Raw genomic sequence first — 16,051 nt, 5'->3', positions numbered from 1 at the left:
AGACCGATATGCCCACCCTTCGTTTCCTTCTCGCGTTCCTCTTGACTTGCGTTTCGTGGAATCTCCTTGCAGACGTCCGACCACTCGCGGCACAGGCCCCCACCTCAATTTCGCCTGATGCTTTGAAATCCCAAATGGATCAAGCATGGGCTGTCACCTGGGACAGATTCTTCCAGGACGACGTGCAGACATTTGCTGACTACCTCAGCAGTTATGAACCCGGACAAGAACTGGCTCACTTGCCCACCGCCGAAGAAGTCCAGCGTCAGTACCCCAATCCATGCGGCTACAGCACCGGAATGGAAGACGGCATGATCCTGGGCGGTGCCATGCTCAGCATCCTTGCGGACCGATACGAGGTGACCAACCAAGAGACACTTCGTGAAAAAGCGAAGCAAGTGTTCCGCGGATTGCATCGCTGCGCCACCGTGCACGGCGTCCCCGGATTCCTTGCCCGGAATGTCTGTGGCGAAGATCGCAAAAGCATTTACATCAATTCGTCTCGAGATCAATACACGCACGGAGTGCACGGACTTTGGAAGTACTATCGAAGTCCGCTTTCAAACGAAACGACTCGATCCGAGATTCGCAAAGTCCTTGCGGCGGTCGCGGATCGCATGATCGAATTCGTGACGCCGGAAAACGACTTCGACTTCTGTCGCGCCGATGGAAAACGCTGTCCGCTGGGCATCTGCCGCATGTGGAATGTGCAGGCTCACGAAGCCGCTCGCTTGCCCATGATCTACGCCGCCGCATGGGATGTCACTCAAGACGAAAAGTATCGTCAGCTGTGGAGGCACTACGTCGCCGACGCGGTGAAGCAATCCGCCAATCCCGACAAGAACACACCTGCGTATGCGATTTTGCAGATGCAGTGTTCTCTTGAATTGCTGAATGAATTGGAGACCGATCCAGAGCTAAAAACAAGCATCCAATCCGTGATGCGTCATCTGGCAAGCATCGCAGAGGAGCGTTCGGCACACGTCGCGGTCCGGCTCTCGCACAAGACTTCCGAAGAGATGCAAATGCTCGGTCCCGATTGGCGTCAAGCGGAACATTGGATCAACCAAAACGAATACGCCAATCCACAATGGGGAAAGTACCGCGAAGTATGGCACCTAACCCGAGAAGCGGGCGAAGCAGCCTTGGTCCCGCTGATGGTCGACGCTCCGTCGCTGGACAAGGAACAAAAGCAACGACTGCAAGATTTGATTCAGAACTTCGACTACTCGCAAAATTCCAGCTGCGGCATTATCTATCACCAAGCCGCCTACTGGAAATCGCGTCTGACTGACAATCTCTGAATCAACGACCTTCGTCGGATGCCGGCCGCATCACACGCTATCACCAAATCGCCCAACCCCGTTGCTCGTTTCGCATTCGTCCGGTTATCCCGGGCTACCAAACAAGATCAGTTGTCGCGAAGGCTGGAAAACAGCTTCGAATCCGGCGACTCTGGCAGCGAGGCTTTCCAGTCGGTCAATTGTTTTGACAGCTTCGTGACGGCATCCGGTTGCGACTCTTTCAGGTCGGTCGACTCGAACGGGTCGGACACGATGTCATACAACTCGACGTAGCTTGAATCTTGGTTCGCCAAAAGCTTCCATCGTTCATTCACCACGCAGTACGAGGCCCAGTGATGAGGACGAGATTTCTGGGCCGGCCAGCGAGCACTGTACTTCCAAAACAAAGGCTTGGTGCGTCCCGTTGTTGGTTGCCCCTTCAATGCCGATACCTGGCTGATGCCGTCGGCCTGATACGCCGAGGGCAATTCGACGCCGGCGATGTCACAAAACGTCGGCAACAGATCCACCGCGCTGATCATCGCTGAATCGTCGGTCTTGCCCGCCGCAACTTTGCCCGGCCAACGCACGATGAACGGAACATTGATGCCACCTTCAAACAGCGACGCTTTGTACCCTTTGCGTCCTGCAGTGATTCCCTTCGATGCACCGATGCCAAAGCCCGCTCCCGTCGCGGTGTCGTAACTCAATTCCAACTTGGCATTGGCTGATCCGCGAGCCGGCCCGTTGTCGGAACTGAAGATGACCAACGTCTTGTTTGTCAATTCCAACCGATCCAAAGCGTCCAAGACTTCGCCAATGCGATCATCCGCGTGCGACAACACCGCAGCATAAATCTCATCGGCTTCACTCAGTCCACTGTCACGAAAACGCCAACGATACTTTGGAATCACATGAAATGGCGTGTGGGGTTCATGGACCCACAAGTTCACAAAGAACGGATCGCCTTTGGAATGAGCCTCTTCGATGAATCGGATCGTTTCATTGGCATCCTCGTGGACGGGCATCTGCTCGCCCGAACAATTGAATGCTCCATATCGATCGTATCCATACGCCGCGGGCGTGGGCGAATCCGGGATCATGTCGTTGGACAAGTGCCACTTGCCAAAGTGAGCCGTTTTGTAGCCGCCCGATTGCAACAATCGAGGCAACGTGACGGCGCTGGGATCCAACCAATCCGGCATGTTGCGTTTCGCGTTGCTGGGCACCCAAGCAAAGTGGCCGTCGATGTTGTGCCGAGCCGGAAAGTGCCCGGTCATCACGGCCGTTCGACTGGGCGAACAAACACCACTGGCAACCGTGAATCGTTCAAAGTCCGTCCCCTCACGTGCCAACCGATCAATGTTTGGGGTTCGCACATAGGGATGACCATGACAAGACAAATCTCCCCACCCCCAGTCATCAGCGAAGATGAAAAGGATATTGGGCTTTTTGCCGACCGACGATGCGACCGTGTCTTCTGCGGCGGCACAGCGAGATTCCGTCGCACCAGCCAAAACGAACAGGATCACCACTGTCGTCAGGCACACGTAACGAACGCACTGCAAAGGGAAGCTCTTTATGAAGTCCTCTGTGAAATCCTTTGGATTCGCCATTCGTATTCACTCAATCGATTGGTTTGGAATTGGTGTTTCGTTTAGCGATGAATGAGTTGTTTTGCGTACCAAGATCATTCGCCTGCCAGCACAATTTTTGATCCATCGTTTCGACGTCTAATTCGACTCGGCCTCACCCAACTCTTCGCGAGCACCTTTGCCTTTTTTCTGTTGCTCCGTCCGGTACTCGCCGGGCGACTGGCCAGTCTCACGTTTGAATACCGCGCCGAGACTCTCCTTGTGACTGTAGCCGGCCAGAGGAGCGATTTGTTCCAACGTCATGTCGGTTTCAGTCAACAACTGACGCACCCGTTCCAACTGAGTCATCGTGATTTGGTGATGCGGTGTGTGCCCCAGCACGTCACGAAAGCGTCGCTCGAGTTGTCGACGTGACAGTGAAGTGAACTCCACCACGTCACCGACGTTGATTCCGTTGCAAGCGTTCTGGCGAATGAAGCGACACACTCGAGCCAGCTCAGCGTCTTCGACCGCGACGACCTTGGTCGACAATCGCTCCGTCACCGAAATCGGCGGAATACGTTCGACTTCTTTGTCTGGCACCCAACCGTTGAGCATTTGCTGCAAAATCTCGGCGGCTCGGTATCCCGCCAATTCCGCATTTGGTCGCACGCTCGAAAGCGATGGATCACAAATCGAGCAGATCGTGTCGTCATCATCGACTCCGATCACACCCACATCATCGGGCACAGCGATGTTTGCAAACCGACAAGCGTTGAGAACTTGTTGTCCGCGAATGTCGTTGCAGACAAACAATCCGGTTGGCCGTTCCAACGTCGACAACCATTCAACCAGAGCCTCTTGCTCGACCACGCCGGCTCGCTCGAGTTCTCTCAACGTGATTCCAGGAGCACCCGGCGATTGATGCTCGGTGAATGGACAACCTGCCTTCTCGACCAATTTGCGAAACGCGATCAACCTGGCGTCAGAATAGGTCGCGAATCGAAAGCCGCAAAACGCAAAGCGTCGAAAGCCTCGCTCCCAAAGGTGCTCGAACGCCATCTCGGCGACTTGTTCGTTGTCCGCTTCGACTTGGGGCACGCCTGGAAACTTTCGGTTGCCACGAACATCCACGATCGGGACACGCAACCTTCTAAGTGGATCGATGCTGTGGTGATCCAGTCGTGCGATCACGCCGTCGACGCGTGTTCGAGAGATCCAATCGGGCACCACCGAATCGATCGTCATCTCTTCATGCAGCAACGACCAATCGCCCTTCGTCCTCGCATAAAGCGCGATGCCCCGTAGAAGCTCGCGACCATAGGCCCGAGAGACCTCCACCAGCAAAGCAATTCGGGGTCGATTGATATGAGTCACTGGCGTGATTTCTCCAAGGCCGAACACATTGTCGCAAAACGACAACCGCCTGACGCAAATCATTACCAACATGACAAGCGAGACAGAATCTATAGGCATTGCCTATCCTAACAGAACACATTGACGCCGCAATTCGCGAGTCACAGGTGAAGTCACATTTATGAGACGCTTTCAACCGAATGTCGCAAGAGCTTTGACTGGCCCGGTCGCAATCTCCACCGGCCTGGTTGAGCCGTAGGTGAACATGCATTCCAAGCTCGGTAACAAAATCGGAGGGCGGGTTGGCAAAGGATCTGCCGCTGGGTCAGAGTGAAAAGAGACCGACTCAAACCACTCACTTCCAGGACGATCCTCGTGCCTTCACTTCGACGCTCACCAAAATATCGCTTCACTTGCTTTCCACATGGCGTGCCCATCCTGGTCGCGGCGTACTTGCTGTTGACCGGTATGCCGCTCGCATCGGCGGCCGAAGGCCAATGGCCCAAGTTTCAAAACGGCGGACGATCATCGATCGACATCGCTTTACCGACGGAGTGGTCACCCGAGCAAAACATCGCTTGGACAGCGGACATCGAAGGGTACGGCCAATCGACTCCGATCGTCGCTCACGACCAAATTGTCGTGACATCAACCAGTGGCGAGAACAAAGACGAATACCACGTGTCGTCCTTCGCAATTGATACCGGCAAGCTGAATTGGAAAGTCGACGTCGCCAACCCATCGCCGTTCAAGAACTCTCCCATGGTCAGCCGCGCTGCGCCCAGCGCAGTCGCAACCGACACTGGCTTTGTCGCGTTTTTTGAAGGTGGTGTGTTGCTGGCGATCACACCTTCGGGCGAAACACAGTGGAAACGTGACTTGGTCGCCGAGTTCGGTCCCATCACCGCTCGACATGGTTTATCCGCATCCTTGGAAGCGGACTCGGCGCACGTCTTTGTGTGGGTTGAACGCGAAGAAGCTCCCTATGTTTTGGCCGTCAATCCAACGACCGGCGAAGACGTCTGGAAAGTCGATGGATTGGGTGCGACATCGTGGGCGTCACCGCGATTGGTACCTGTCGAAGATGGACAACAACTTGTGTGCAGCGCCAGTGGCAAGCTGGTTGGTTTGGATCCATCCACGGGCGAACGTCTTTGGGAATTCACTGAGCTTTCCAACAACACATCCAACACGCCAACGATCGTCAGCCAAGGACGCTTCCTGATCGGAGCATCCGACGGCCGTGGTGAAACAAACGCCGGCGCGTCGGCGGCTAGCAACGGATTGATCGAAATCAGCCGAGGCGACGCTGGCAAGTTCCAAGCGAAATTTGTATGGCAGGCCAAAAAGGCAACCTGCACATTCGGAAGCCCTGTCGTTGCAGGTGACACCGCCGCAATCGTCAATCGAACCGGAGTCCTCTATCGATTGGATTTGGAAACCGGCGAACAAGTCTCCGCGAAACGGACCGATGCGGGCGGCCTCTGGGCGACTCCATTGGTCGCCGGCGGCAACCTGTACCTGTTTGGATACAAGGGAACGACCAGCGTGATCTCACTCGCCGATGGCAAAGTAATCTCCGAAAACCGGTGCTGGCCCGAAGGCGGCGACGGAGAAAAAACGCCCGGTTTTGGCGGTGGAAACGTACTTTATGCCGGTGCACCAGCCGGCGATCGCTTGCTGATTCGTCGTGGCGACAAACTGTACGCAATCGGCGCGAAGTAGCGTCTTCTGCGGCATTGCAATCTGAAGATTCTTTTTCGCAAGCGATGTTGACGCAAATCGACGATCCGCTACCATGCTGAGAACCAGTCGCAATAAGCATCTGGTTTTCGATAGCCAGCGAGCAACGCTCGGCGGTTGTAAGTCGCATGTCGCACCCCGACATTCGCGATCCAATCGCCTTGATGCCAGCCAGCCATGACCTGTTTGCCTCGAACTTTTTGAGGCACGTAATCCGTCATCAAGGTTGGCCCCATGGCAAAAATCAATCAAGAAACTCTCGATCTCGCTTGGCACGCTCACGCAAGCAGCGATGCCGATCGAGTCATCCAGCTTCTCGCTGCTGACGACATTCTTTCGCAGTCGTACGAAGACATCGAACCTGCGGTATTGCTCGGGTTGGCACTGCATGATCGCGGTCGCGCCGTTGAAGCCGCAGACGCAATTGAAAAGGCCAGCTTGCTTGGTCCGATCCCGGACGAAGCCCGAATCACGTTGGCATCGTGCTACGCACAACTGCGTCGAATCGACTTGGCCCGCGAATTGTATTTGGAACTCGCTCTCAGCCGCCGTTTGGATGCGGATTTAATGCTGAAGGTCGCCGGCGGTTTATCGGCGATCGATTCACCTCAGCTCGCAATGAAGGTTTGCGAGTGGATCACGGAGCGGGACGACTCGGTCGCTCAAGCTTACTACGACATGGGTGTTTACTCAGCCCATTGCGGTCACGCGTTGTACATCAGCGAAGCTCTGACTCGACGAGCACTGGCACTGGATACCGGCAACGTCCACTACCGAGTCGGGCTGGTTTCATTGCTGATCCAACTGCAACGCGACGGCGAAGCCCTCCAAGTCGCACTCTCCTTCGAGGTGGATCAAATCCGAACAGCAACATGCTTTAGTTGTCTGCAACGAATCGCCGACTTATTAACCCGCCACAACCACACCGATTTAGCGATCGCCTGTCATGAACGATCCAACGCTTTGCGGGCTAAACGTGCCGCCAAGCCGATCCACTCTGCCAAACCAACGCTGTAAATCCAACATGAATGAATCACTCTCCATCGCTCACCTCGAATTTGAGGCAGGGCGTTTCGCTCACGCGATTCAGTTTGCTCAATACTCCTTGGCCCAAGATCCAGACGACGCCGACGCCCTGACATTGCTGGGAATGGCCAGTCTCTGTTTCTGCGAATTTGACGAAGGCATCGATGCACTCGAACGCGCCGCCCTGATTCAACCACTTTCGCGAGCCATCCAAATTGAACTGGCGATCGCGTACGGATCAGTTGGCCGACAAAATTTGTCCAAAGAATTGTTGATGTCGGTGGCAACGTCGGGCAAGGTTTCCAGTGCGGAACTTTTGCGGATCGCGGCCGGACTGGAAGCGATCGACGAACCTCGCTTGGCAATGGAGGCTTGCCGGCAGGCAGGCATTTTGAATCCAGAGCAACCCGAAGTTCACTACCAGATGGGTTACTACGCGCAGCAGTGCGGGCATCCATCGGAGATCTGCGAGTCGTTGATCCGGCACGCAATCGCACTCGATCCTCGCAACGTCCACTTTCGAATCGGATTGGCGTCGTTGCTGATCCGACTCGAACGCAAACCCGACGCGATCAAGGTTCTCACCCCGGTTATCCCGGACCGCCTGGAAGAGGTGCACTGCCAATGCTGTCTCAAACGCATCGCGAACCTATTCTTCGACTGCGACGACGTACAACGAGCTCGCCTTTATGCATCAAGATTGAAGACGCTGACCAAACAGTCCTTCACTGCGCAACAAAGCAACGTTGCCTGAGGCCATTCCCCGCAGTTTGACCAAACAACTCAAACAACAAACAACAAACTGAGCAAGCCAGCTAAACCAGGCAACCAATGCTCAGTGATCGTTATCGACGCTGTCTGCCGGAAGCTCGCAGTCGGTTGCTGGTAGACATCTGAGCCCTCCGAAATAAATCGTTCGATCAAAACGATTTATCGCACCGGTCCCACTTGTTGCGAACGCGAGTTTGTGGATAACGTGTCTACGTTTTGCACATCTCCCCACGGATCGGATCCTCTCGTGAGATACGCGTTTTGGCTCACTGTCGCATTGATCGCGACCTGGCTGGTCTGGTCAGGACATTTTGACAACCCATTCCTTCTTGGACTCGGTGCGTTGTCGGTGCTGGTCAGCCTCTACGTCTCATTGCGAATGAAAATCGTCGACGAGGAAGGTGCCCCGGCTCAACTCGGCATCCGCCCGTTCGTGTTCTATGCACCTTGGTTGGCCAAGGAGATCGTTGAAAGCAACTTGGCCGTTGCCAAGATCATCTTGTCTCGCAAGATGAAGCTGAAACGGAACATGATCACGATCCGGTCGCATCAAAAGTGCGAACTTGGACGAGTCATCCTGGCCAATTCCATCACGCTGACCCCCGGCACCGTGTCGGTTCAGATGGAAGGCGAAAAAATCTTGATCCACGGTTTGAATTTGGAAGAAACCGAGGAAGACATGTCCGGTGAGATGGACGAACGCATCTGCCGGTTGGAGAAATCCAAGTGATGTTTCCCTGTTGCATGATGCCACTGATGTTCGCCGCCAGCGAAGCGGCCGGTCACGTCGCCCAAACGGCGTCGGGGCGTGGGCACGCAAGCTCCGCCGACCTGCACAACATGCTGAATTATTCCGCTCACGCATTCAACTTGAGTGCAACGCATCACGTGATGATGGCCACTTCGGCGGCCGTCTTGGTCACGATGACACTGGCCTTGATTCGCGCGATGGCCGGACCAACTGTGTTCGACCGCGTGCTCGCACTCAACATGTTCGGCACCAAAACGGTGCTGTTCATTTGCGTGGTCAGTTTCGTGACCGCACGGACTGATTTTCTTGATCTCGCATTGCTCTACAGCCTGATGAACTTCATCGGCATGGTCGCTTTGTTGCGATTCACTCAGTATCGCAGCTTCGGTGAGGAACCCGCCTGATGAGAGGTGACTCATGATCGCACTAGAAATCGCAAGCTGGTTCTTCTTGATCGCAGGATCGTTCTTTTCCATTGTGGGTGGAATCGGAATCATCCGGTTGCCCGAGTTCTTCTCGCGCATGCACGGTGGCGGCATCACCGACACGATGGGTGCTGGTTTGATTTTGATCGGGCTGCTGTGTTTGGCGGGTCCCACGTTGGTCGCGGCAAAGCTGATTGCAATTCTGTTTTTCCTGACCATCACCAGCCCCAGTTCATGCCACGCGTTGGCTCACTCGGCGTTGATTCACGGTGTCAAACCAGAACTCGACGTCAAACCAAAACCGAACACCATGACGAACCCGCCATACGGCCCGCGTGACGGAGACGCCTCATGAATTGGGTCGTCTTTGCCATTTTGGCGTTGCTGGCACTCACCGCCGTGACAGTCGCGAGATTGCGACAGTTGTGGGCCGCGGTGATGTTCACCGGCATTTACAGTTTTCTGAGTGCATCTTGGATGATGATCCTGGATGCACCCGATGTTGCGTTCACGGAAGCCGCGGTTGGCGCGGGCATTTCGACCGTGCTGATGCTCAGCACATTGGCACTGACCGGTGAACAAGAGCAACCAACCAAACGATCACCAATTGTGCCGCTGCTTGTCGTTTTGGTCACCGGCGGTGCATTGATCTACGGAACGCTGGACATGCCGCACTACGGCGACCCCAACGCGGTCGTCCACCTGCATCCGGATCCTTCGTTTGTCGAGCGATCGCTCGAAGACATGCATGGATTGCCCAACGTGGTCACTGCATTGCTGGCGTCCTACCGGGGTTACGACACACTTGGTGAAACGACGGTTGTGTTGACCGCCGGCATCGCCGTGTTGTTGATCCTCAGACGGGATGAAATGGAACGTCCGGCAATCGCAAGTCGAGCCAAACGACGTCGACGGAAGGCAAACGCATGATCAAGTTCCCAATCATTCGCGTGATCACCAAGCTGCTGATCCCGTACATCTTGCTGTTCGCGTTTTATGTTCAGTTCCACGGTGACTACGGCCCGGGTGGTGGTTTTCAGGCAGGAGTGATCTTTGCATCGGCACTGATCCTGTACGGTCTGGTCTTCGGGCTCGATGCGATCAAACGTGTCGCTCCACCCATCGTGATCGAAAAGCTGATGGCGGTCGGCGTCCTGGTTTACGCCGGCACCGGCTTCGCCACGATGATGCTGGGCGGAAACTTTTTGGACTACGACGTCCTAGAACACTCCTTCAACCACAAATACTTGCCGGGTGGACAACACCTGGGGATCTTCCTCGTGGAAGTCGGCGTGGGAATCACGGTGACCTCGGTGATGACGATGATCTTTTACGCCTTCGCCAGCCGGAGTCGATTCGTATGAACAGTCCAGCCTTGGAACAAGCCGCGGGGCTCTACAACTACTGGATCGTGATCGTCTTGATGATGACCGGTTTCTACATCGTGCTGGCACGAAGGAACCTCATCAAAGCTGTGATCGGCCTGAACATCTTTCAAACGTCCGTGTTCTTGCTCTACGTCACGATGGGCAAAGTTCGCGGCGGAACCGCACCGATCATTCCTCCCGAAGTCGCCGCGGCTCAGGCCAAGGTGATGCACGATGCCGGACACGGCGAGCACTCAACCCACGCTCTCGGAACTGTATCCGAAGAGATTGTTGGATCGCACGCCGCTCACGCTGATTTGCCTGGTGCCGACATCATTTACTCCAACCCATTGCCCAGCGTCTTGATGCTGACGGCAATCGTGGTCGGCATCGCCACCACCGCATTGGCGCTCGCGTTGGTCGTTCGCATTCGAGAAGACTACGGAACGATCGAGGAAGACCGAATCTTGGAAATCGATCGAGCCGACGGCTTCCCAGATGACGACGACGAGGACCAATGGATTGATACAGACACTCATTCACTGGCCGGGAGTTCCCCCGACACCCCCACCGATTCGGAGTCAGTGAATTGACGGAACATCTTCCAATTCTTTTGATCGTGTTGCCGTTGGTCGCGGCTCCACTGTGCGTGATCGTGCATCAGCGAACTGCTGCGTACACGCTTGCGTTGGTGGTCTCCTGGATCACGTTTGCCATTTCGATCGCGTTGGTCGCGCAAGTCAGCCAAACCGGAGTCATTCGGTACAACCTGGGTGGCTGGGCTCCGCCGTACGGCATCGAATACCTGGTCGATTCGTTGTCATCCTTTGTGATGATGTTCGTGTCGGGAATCGGTGCGATCGTTCTGGTCTACGCACCCAAATCCGTTGACGACGAAATCGCTCGGTCGAAGCACTATCTGTTCTACGCGACGTATTTGTTGTGTCTGACCGGATTGATGGGCATGTGCGTGACGGGTGACCTTTTCAATGTCTTCGTGTTCCTTGAAATCTCGTCGCTATCGTCTTACGCACTGATCAGTCTCGGCCAAACACGCAGGGCACCATTGGCCGCGTTCCAGTACCTGATCATTGGCAGCATCGGTGCCACATTCATTCTGATTGGTATCGGACTGCTGTATCAGATGACCGGCACGCTCAACATGGCCGACATCGCCGCTCGAGTGCCCCACGAAAACGGGCCTCGCACCGTTCTGGTCGCGTTCGGTTTTTTGGTCATCGGATTGTGTGTGAAGATGGCGGTGTTCCCGCTGCACACTTGGCTGCCCAACGCATACACATACGCCCCGTCGGTGGTGACTTGCTTCATCGCGGCGACGGCAACGAAGGTTTCGGTGTACGCGTTCATTCGAGTGATCTTCGGAATCATCACGCCGGGATTCGCTTTCGACTACCTGCCACTGGATACTGAGCTGACCATTCTGGCGTTGGTCGGCATCTTTGTCGCTTCGACCGCGGCAATCTATCAAGCCAACGTGAAACGATTGCTGGCCTATTCCAGCGTCGCTCAGATCGGATACATGATTTTAGGAATCAGCATGTCGACGCCAGGTGGACTGACCGCCGGCATCGTGCACATGTTCAATCACGCGTTGATCAAAGGCGGCTTGTTCATGATCGTCGGTTGTTTCGCGTTGCGATTGGGCAGCGTCAAACTAGACGACTGGAAAGGCGCCGGAAAAACGATGCCTTGGACCTCGCTCGGTTGGGCGATCGGTGGGCTGGCTTTGATCGGTGTTCCCGTGACGGCGGGCTTCATCAGCAAATGGTTGCTGCTCACCGCGGCAATGGAAAAGGGAATGTGGCCGGTCGCCGTGCTGATGCTGCTGAGTTCCTTGCTGGCGGTTGTTTACGTCTGGCGAGTGGTCGAAACGCTGTACTTCAGTGAACCGACCGCCAAGGTACTGCAGGCCAAGGAGGCTCCGCTGGGCATGTTGATCCCAACCTACGTCGTCTTAGCAGGAACATTCGTGTTTGGTGTTTGGACCACTTACTCCGCCGATTTGGCCGCCGCCGCGGCTGCGGGATTGTTGGGAGCCACGCCATGACCGATTCAATGCAAATTTGGCTCTCGTTGCTGCTACCGTTGATTGCCTACGTGCTGCTAACACTGACCGGCAAATCTCCGAACGTTCGCGAAGGATGCACGCTCACCGTCGCCACCATTCTCTTCTTGCTGACCTGCCGAATGGCCAGCGGCGTGTTCGCCGGTGAGCGTCCGGAATGGATGTGGGGTGAGTGGTTGCCGGGATTCCAAATCGCGTTCAAAGTCGAACCGCTGGGCATGCTTTTCGCGCTCGTTGCCTCGGGACTTTGGATCCTGACGACGATCTACGCGGTTGGCTACATGCGGGGTCACAACGAAGATCATCAAACACGATTCTTTGGATGCTTTGCCTTCGCCATTTTCGCGGCCATCGCTGCGGCGTATGCGAAAAACTTGTTCACATTGTTTGTGGCCTACGAGGTCATGACGATCTCGACCTATCCACTGGTCACGCACCACGGCAATGAAGAGGCTCGCAACGGCGGACGTGTTTACCTCGGGATCTTGCTATCCACCTCGATCGCGTTTTTCATGCTCGCGATCGCCTGGACTTACTCACTGGCCGGCACCTTGGAATTCACGCTCGGCGGTATCCTTGCCGAACCCGTCGCCGATGAAAAAATCTCCACCGTCGGGCTGGGCCTTTTGCTGGCTTTGTTCGCATTCGGAATCGGCAAAGCCGCGCTGATGCCTTTCCATCGCTGGCTGCCAGCCGCGATGGTCGCACCAACACCCGTTAGTGCTTTGTTGCACGCGGTCGCGGTGGTCAAGGTGGGTGTTTTCTCGGTGCTGAAAGTGGTGGTCTACATCTTCGGCTTGGACTTGCTTACTGATTCGGGCGTAAACCTATGGCTGGCCTACGTTGCCGGGTTCTCGTTGGTGGTCGCGTCCTTGGTCGCGATGACAAAAGACAATTTGAAGGCACGACTGGCATATTCAACGATTGGCCAACTGGCATACATCACGCTGGGTGCCGCGCTCGCGACGCCGAACAGCATCATCGGCGGCGGCATGCACATCGCGATGCATGCGGTTGGTAAGATCACGTTGTTCTTCTGTGCCGGTGCGATCTATGTCGGTGCTCACAAGAAAAACATCAGTGACATGCGTGGGCTTGGCCGTCAAATGCCGTTCACGTTTGGCGCTTTTCTATTGGCCTCGGTCAGCATCATCGGCTTGCCGCCTGGCGGAGGTGCCTGGAGCAAATGGTTCTTGGCCGTTGGCACGGTCGAGACCCACCAATACTTGCTCACCGCGGCATTGATGGTCAGTTCGCTGCTCAACATCGCGTACTTGGTACCCATCCCCATGTTGGCTTTCATGGGAAAACCGAAAACGGATGAGTCACACGGTGCGGGCGCACATGGGCACGAAGCTGACGAGCATGACCCGCATCCTCACGGACCGACCGACGGGATTCACGAAGCCCCCATGATGTGCGTGGTTCCGCTGTGCATCACCGCGATTGGCAGTGTCGCATTGTTCTTCGCCGCCGACTGGATTTACGAAGCCCTGTTGCCGATCACGCAGACGCCAAACTCATGAGCCACACACCTCCTTCCGATCCCAGTTGGTTCGAACGACCACAAAACATCCGACGCATGATCATTGGTTTGGTCGTCGTCTGCGTGCTGCTCGTTCTTGCAGACTTGTTCTATGAGAACCCTCACCCACACTTTGGCAAAGTCGAGACATTCTTCGGCTTTCAGGCGTGGTTCGGCTTCATCGCCTTTGTTGCGGTTGTGTTCCTGGGCACATTGCTGCGTCCGCTGATCAAAAAGCCTGAGGGTTACTACGACCCTGAACCCGAAAACGAATTCCCGCGTCTGGACCGCCCCGAAGACAACACCTCAGGAGAACAAGCATGAATCTGTTGTCTGCTTTGCCTCCCGGATGGCCGATGATTGTCGGTGGCGTCTTCCTTTGGCTGTTGCCCAAACGAGCTCAGGCCGGCGGTGCACTTAGTCTCGCCATTCTCAGTGGTTTGCTGTTCTGGTTCACTCCCGTTTTAGGCGATGGAGAAACCGCGAAGACATTTTCGATGTTGGGTGCTGAACTCCAGCCCATTCGAGTTGACTCACTCAGCCGTCCGTTTGGATTGGTATTCCACATCGCTGCAATCGTCTCCGCGATTTATGCTTTGCACGTGCGAGACACCCGGCAACACATCGCTGGGATGGTCTACGCCGGTGCGGCCATCGGTGCGTGCTGCGCCGGAGACCTGATGACGCTGTTTGTGTTCTGGGAACTCACCGCGATTAGCAGTGTGTTTTTGGTTTGGGCATCGGATACACCCGCGGCGTATCGAGCCGGGATGCGGTACCTGATCGTCCAAGTCGGCTCAGGGGTGTTGCTGCTCACTGGAGCGATCATTCAGTACGTCGAAACGGGCTCGCTGAAATTCGACCTGTTCGTCAGTGAAGGACAAACCCTCTTTGGTAGTGATGCGATTTCGCCCGCTGCTTGGTGCGTCTTGTTCGCCTTCGCAATCAAGTGTGCCTTCCCGCTGCTTCACAACTGGCTGCAGGATTCCTATCCCAAAGCGACCGTGACCGGAACCGTCTTCCTCAGTGCGTTCACGACGAAGCTTGCCGTGTATTCGCTGGCCCGTGGGTTTGCCGGGTTTGATCCTTTGATCACCGTCGGCTGCGTCATGACATTGTTCCCGATCATTTTTGCCGTGATCGAAAACGACCTTCGACGAGTCCTCGCATATTCGCTGAACAACCAACTTGGGTTCATGGTCGTCGGTGTTGGCATCGGAACCGAACTGGCTATCAACGGAACCGTGGCCCACGCTTTCTGTCACATCATTTACAAATCGCTGTTGTTCATGTCAGTGGGCGCGGTGCTGTTCCGCGTTGGCACGGCGAAAGCGACTGAACTGGGCGGACTCCACAAGTCGATGCCATGGACCACCGCGTTTTGCATGATCGGTGCGGGCGCAATCTCCGGCTTTCCGCTGCTCAGCGGTTTTGTCAGCAAATCCATGATCATCTCTGCCGCCGGCGAAGAACACATGTTCGGCGTTTGGATCGTGTTGTTGATCGCCTCGGCCGGTGTGATGGAACACTCAGGAATAAAGATTCCGTTTTTCGCGTTCTTTGCCCATGACAGTGGCAAACGCGTCAAGGAAGCCCCGTGGAACATGTTGTTGGCGATGAGCATCGCGGCCTTCTCGTGTATCGCTTTGGGAATCGCCTATCCGTTGCTATACCGACTGCTTCCGTTTGACGTGGACTACCGTCCATACACCATCACCCACGTTGTCACTCAGCTTCAATTGCTGATGTTCGCGGCTCTCGCCTTCGTCGCGTTGATGAAGTCGGGCCTGTATCCCGCGGAACAACGAGCTGTGAACCTGGACACCGACTGGGTCTACCGACGCTTGATCCCCAAAGCCACACGTGGTGGTCAGGTTGCAATCGAATTGGTTGACCAAACGTTCCGTCATGACTTTATGCTGACGCTGCGAAGCGGCCTTCGGATGGTGCAGCGTTCGTTCAACGTCAATGGCTGGATCGGTCGAACTTGGTCCACCAGCACGATGGCTTTCTGGGCGGCCACACTGCTAGCGATCAGTTTGGTGCTTTACTACACCTAGTGCCGATCCAGTGCCGCACTGATGGAAATCTTGCTGCCAACCTGCATCGTGAACCTTGCGGATTCTTAGAATTCCCGCGTTTGC

At 55.5% G+C, this 16,051-nt stretch carries 17 protein-coding genes; 14 read left to right on the top strand and 3 right to left on the bottom strand.

The window, feature by feature from the left end:
* The first annotated feature begins 134 nt into the window (after positions 1 to 134).
* Complete coding sequence (locus tag RB_RS02910) at positions 135 to 1,304, top strand: hypothetical protein (RefSeq protein ID WP_231846153.1); 1,170 nt, start codon at positions 135 to 137, stop codon at positions 1,302 to 1,304.
* 107 nt (positions 1,305 to 1,411) lie between these two features.
* Here the strand turns inward: RB_RS02910 and RB_RS02905 are convergent, their stop codons facing one another.
* On the bottom strand, positions 1,412 to 2,899 hold the full coding sequence (locus RB_RS02905) for a sulfatase family protein (protein WP_011118376.1): 1,488 nt from the start codon (positions 2,897 to 2,899) through the stop codon (positions 1,412 to 1,414).
* 117 nt (positions 2,900 to 3,016) lie between these two features.
* Positions 3,017 to 4,297 carry an AraC family transcriptional regulator gene (locus RB_RS02900; protein WP_164922679.1) on the bottom strand — a complete coding sequence of 427 codons (1,281 nt, stop codon included), beginning with the start codon at positions 4,295 to 4,297 and terminating at the stop codon, positions 3,017 to 3,019.
* Positions 4,298 to 4,681: 384 nt separating this feature from the next.
* Here RB_RS02900 and RB_RS02895 point away from each other — a divergent pair, with 384 nt between their 5' ends.
* Positions 4,682 to 5,938, top strand: coding sequence for an outer membrane protein assembly factor BamB family protein (locus RB_RS02895; protein ID WP_164922678.1), 1,257 nt, complete (start codon positions 4,682 to 4,684; stop codon positions 5,936 to 5,938).
* Positions 5,939 to 6,006: 68 nt separating this feature from the next.
* On the opposite strand, the gene RB_RS02890 is transcribed toward RB_RS02895, so the two are convergent.
* On the bottom strand, positions 6,007 to 6,192 hold the full coding sequence (locus tag RB_RS02890) for a hypothetical protein (protein WP_164921415.1): 186 nt from the start codon (positions 6,190 to 6,192) through the stop codon (positions 6,007 to 6,009).
* Here RB_RS02890 and RB_RS02885 point away from each other — a divergent pair.
* The 12 genes from RB_RS02885 to RB_RS02830 all read left to right on the top strand — a co-directional run bounded on the left by RB_RS02885 (position 6,191) and on the right by RB_RS02830 (position 15,967).
* The gene (locus tag RB_RS02885) at positions 6,191 to 6,973 is read left to right on the top strand and encodes a hypothetical protein (protein WP_011118371.1); all 783 of its coding nucleotides are present in this window, start codon (positions 6,191 to 6,193) and stop codon (positions 6,971 to 6,973) included. The two genes, RB_RS02890 and RB_RS02885, sit on opposite strands and share 2 nt — an antisense overlap.
* A 7-nt stretch (positions 6,974 to 6,980) precedes the next feature.
* Complete coding sequence (locus RB_RS02880; protein WP_164921414.1) at positions 6,981 to 7,736, top strand: tetratricopeptide repeat protein; 756 nt, start codon at positions 6,981 to 6,983, stop codon at positions 7,734 to 7,736.
* A gap of 264 nt (positions 7,737 to 8,000) precedes the next feature.
* On the top strand, positions 8,001 to 8,483 hold the full coding sequence (locus RB_RS02875) for a Na+/H+ antiporter subunit E (RefSeq protein WP_007335817.1): 483 nt from the start codon (positions 8,001 to 8,003) through the stop codon (positions 8,481 to 8,483).
* Complete coding sequence (locus RB_RS02870) at positions 8,483 to 8,908, top strand: monovalent cation/H+ antiporter complex subunit F (RefSeq protein ID WP_231846533.1); 426 nt, start codon at positions 8,483 to 8,485, stop codon at positions 8,906 to 8,908. The genes RB_RS02875 and RB_RS02870 overlap by 1 nt, the downstream gene beginning before the upstream one ends.
* A gap of 13 nt (positions 8,909 to 8,921) precedes the next feature.
* Positions 8,922 to 9,284: a monovalent cation/H(+) antiporter subunit G gene (gene mnhG, locus RB_RS02865; RefSeq protein WP_011118366.1), complete on the top strand. Its 363-nt coding sequence runs from the start codon at positions 8,922 to 8,924 to the stop codon at positions 9,282 to 9,284.
* Positions 9,281 to 9,859, top strand: a complete 579-nt coding sequence (locus tag RB_RS02860; RefSeq protein WP_007328224.1) for a DUF4040 domain-containing protein — start codon at positions 9,281 to 9,283, stop codon at positions 9,857 to 9,859. Before mnhG ends, RB_RS02860 begins: the two co-directional genes overlap by 4 nt.
* Positions 9,856 to 10,293, top strand: a complete 438-nt coding sequence (locus tag RB_RS02855; protein WP_007328225.1) for a Na(+)/H(+) antiporter subunit B — start codon at positions 9,856 to 9,858, stop codon at positions 10,291 to 10,293. Before RB_RS02860 ends, RB_RS02855 begins: the two co-directional genes overlap by 4 nt.
* Positions 10,290 to 10,889, top strand: coding sequence for a sodium:proton antiporter (locus tag RB_RS02850; RefSeq protein WP_007335819.1), 600 nt, complete (start codon positions 10,290 to 10,292; stop codon positions 10,887 to 10,889). The genes RB_RS02855 and RB_RS02850 overlap by 4 nt, the downstream gene beginning before the upstream one ends.
* The gene (locus tag RB_RS02845; RefSeq protein WP_007328227.1) at positions 10,886 to 12,364 is read left to right on the top strand and encodes a monovalent cation/H+ antiporter subunit D family protein; all 1,479 of its coding nucleotides are present in this window, start codon (positions 10,886 to 10,888) and stop codon (positions 12,362 to 12,364) included. The genes RB_RS02850 and RB_RS02845 overlap by 4 nt, the downstream gene beginning before the upstream one ends.
* The gene (locus tag RB_RS02840; RefSeq protein ID WP_164921413.1) at positions 12,361 to 13,908 is read left to right on the top strand and encodes a proton-conducting transporter transmembrane domain-containing protein; all 1,548 of its coding nucleotides are present in this window, start codon (positions 12,361 to 12,363) and stop codon (positions 13,906 to 13,908) included. Before RB_RS02845 ends, RB_RS02840 begins: the two co-directional genes overlap by 4 nt.
* Complete coding sequence (locus RB_RS02835; RefSeq protein ID WP_007328229.1) at positions 13,905 to 14,231, top strand: hypothetical protein; 327 nt, start codon at positions 13,905 to 13,907, stop codon at positions 14,229 to 14,231. Before RB_RS02840 ends, RB_RS02835 begins: the two co-directional genes overlap by 4 nt.
* On the top strand, positions 14,228 to 15,967 hold the full coding sequence (locus RB_RS02830; protein ID WP_011118364.1) for a Na(+)/H(+) antiporter subunit D: 1,740 nt from the start codon (positions 14,228 to 14,230) through the stop codon (positions 15,965 to 15,967). Before RB_RS02835 ends, RB_RS02830 begins: the two co-directional genes overlap by 4 nt.
* Positions 15,968 to 16,051 lie beyond the last annotated feature (84 nt).

This window comes from Rhodopirellula baltica SH 1, assembly GCF_000196115.1.
Taxonomy (GTDB): Bacteria; Planctomycetota; Planctomycetia; order Pirellulales; family Pirellulaceae; genus Rhodopirellula; species Rhodopirellula baltica.
The sequence above is the reverse complement of the archived record's forward strand: the minus strand, read 5'-3'. Positions and strand labels throughout refer to the sequence as shown.

Excerpts from the sequence above, each read along its gene's own strand:
- RB_RS02910 (WP_231846153.1), top strand. The coding sequence starts at position 135 with ATGGATCAAGCATGGGCTGTCACCTGGGACAGATTCTTCCAGGACGAC.
- RB_RS02905 (WP_011118376.1), bottom strand. The coding sequence starts at position 2,899 with ATGGCGAATCCAAAGGATTTCACAGAGGACTTCATAAAGAGCTTCCCT.
- RB_RS02900 (WP_164922679.1), bottom strand. The coding sequence starts at position 4,297 with ATGATTTGCGTCAGGCGGTTGTCGTTTTGCGACAATGTGTTCGGCCTT.
- RB_RS02895 (WP_164922678.1), top strand. The coding sequence starts at position 4,682 with ATGCCGCTCGCATCGGCGGCCGAAGGCCAATGGCCCAAGTTTCAAAAC.
- RB_RS02885 (WP_011118371.1), top strand. The coding sequence starts at position 6,191 with ATGGCAAAAATCAATCAAGAAACTCTCGATCTCGCTTGGCACGCTCAC.
- RB_RS02890 (WP_164921415.1), bottom strand. The coding sequence starts at position 6,192 with ATGGGGCCAACCTTGATGACGGATTACGTGCCTCAAAAAGTTCGAGGC.
- RB_RS02880 (WP_164921414.1), top strand. The coding sequence starts at position 6,981 with ATGAATGAATCACTCTCCATCGCTCACCTCGAATTTGAGGCAGGGCGT.
- RB_RS02870 (WP_231846533.1), top strand. The coding sequence starts at position 8,483 with ATGTTTCCCTGTTGCATGATGCCACTGATGTTCGCCGCCAGCGAAGCG.
- mnhG (WP_011118366.1), top strand. The coding sequence starts at position 8,922 with ATGATCGCACTAGAAATCGCAAGCTGGTTCTTCTTGATCGCAGGATCG.
- RB_RS02860 (WP_007328224.1), top strand. The coding sequence starts at position 9,281 with ATGAATTGGGTCGTCTTTGCCATTTTGGCGTTGCTGGCACTCACCGCC.
- RB_RS02855 (WP_007328225.1), top strand. The coding sequence starts at position 9,856 with ATGATCAAGTTCCCAATCATTCGCGTGATCACCAAGCTGCTGATCCCG.
- RB_RS02850 (WP_007335819.1), top strand. The coding sequence starts at position 10,290 with ATGAACAGTCCAGCCTTGGAACAAGCCGCGGGGCTCTACAACTACTGG.
- RB_RS02840 (WP_164921413.1), top strand. The coding sequence starts at position 12,361 with ATGACCGATTCAATGCAAATTTGGCTCTCGTTGCTGCTACCGTTGATT.
- RB_RS02835 (WP_007328229.1), top strand. The coding sequence starts at position 13,905 with ATGAGCCACACACCTCCTTCCGATCCCAGTTGGTTCGAACGACCACAA.
- RB_RS02830 (WP_011118364.1), top strand. The coding sequence starts at position 14,228 with ATGAATCTGTTGTCTGCTTTGCCTCCCGGATGGCCGATGATTGTCGGT.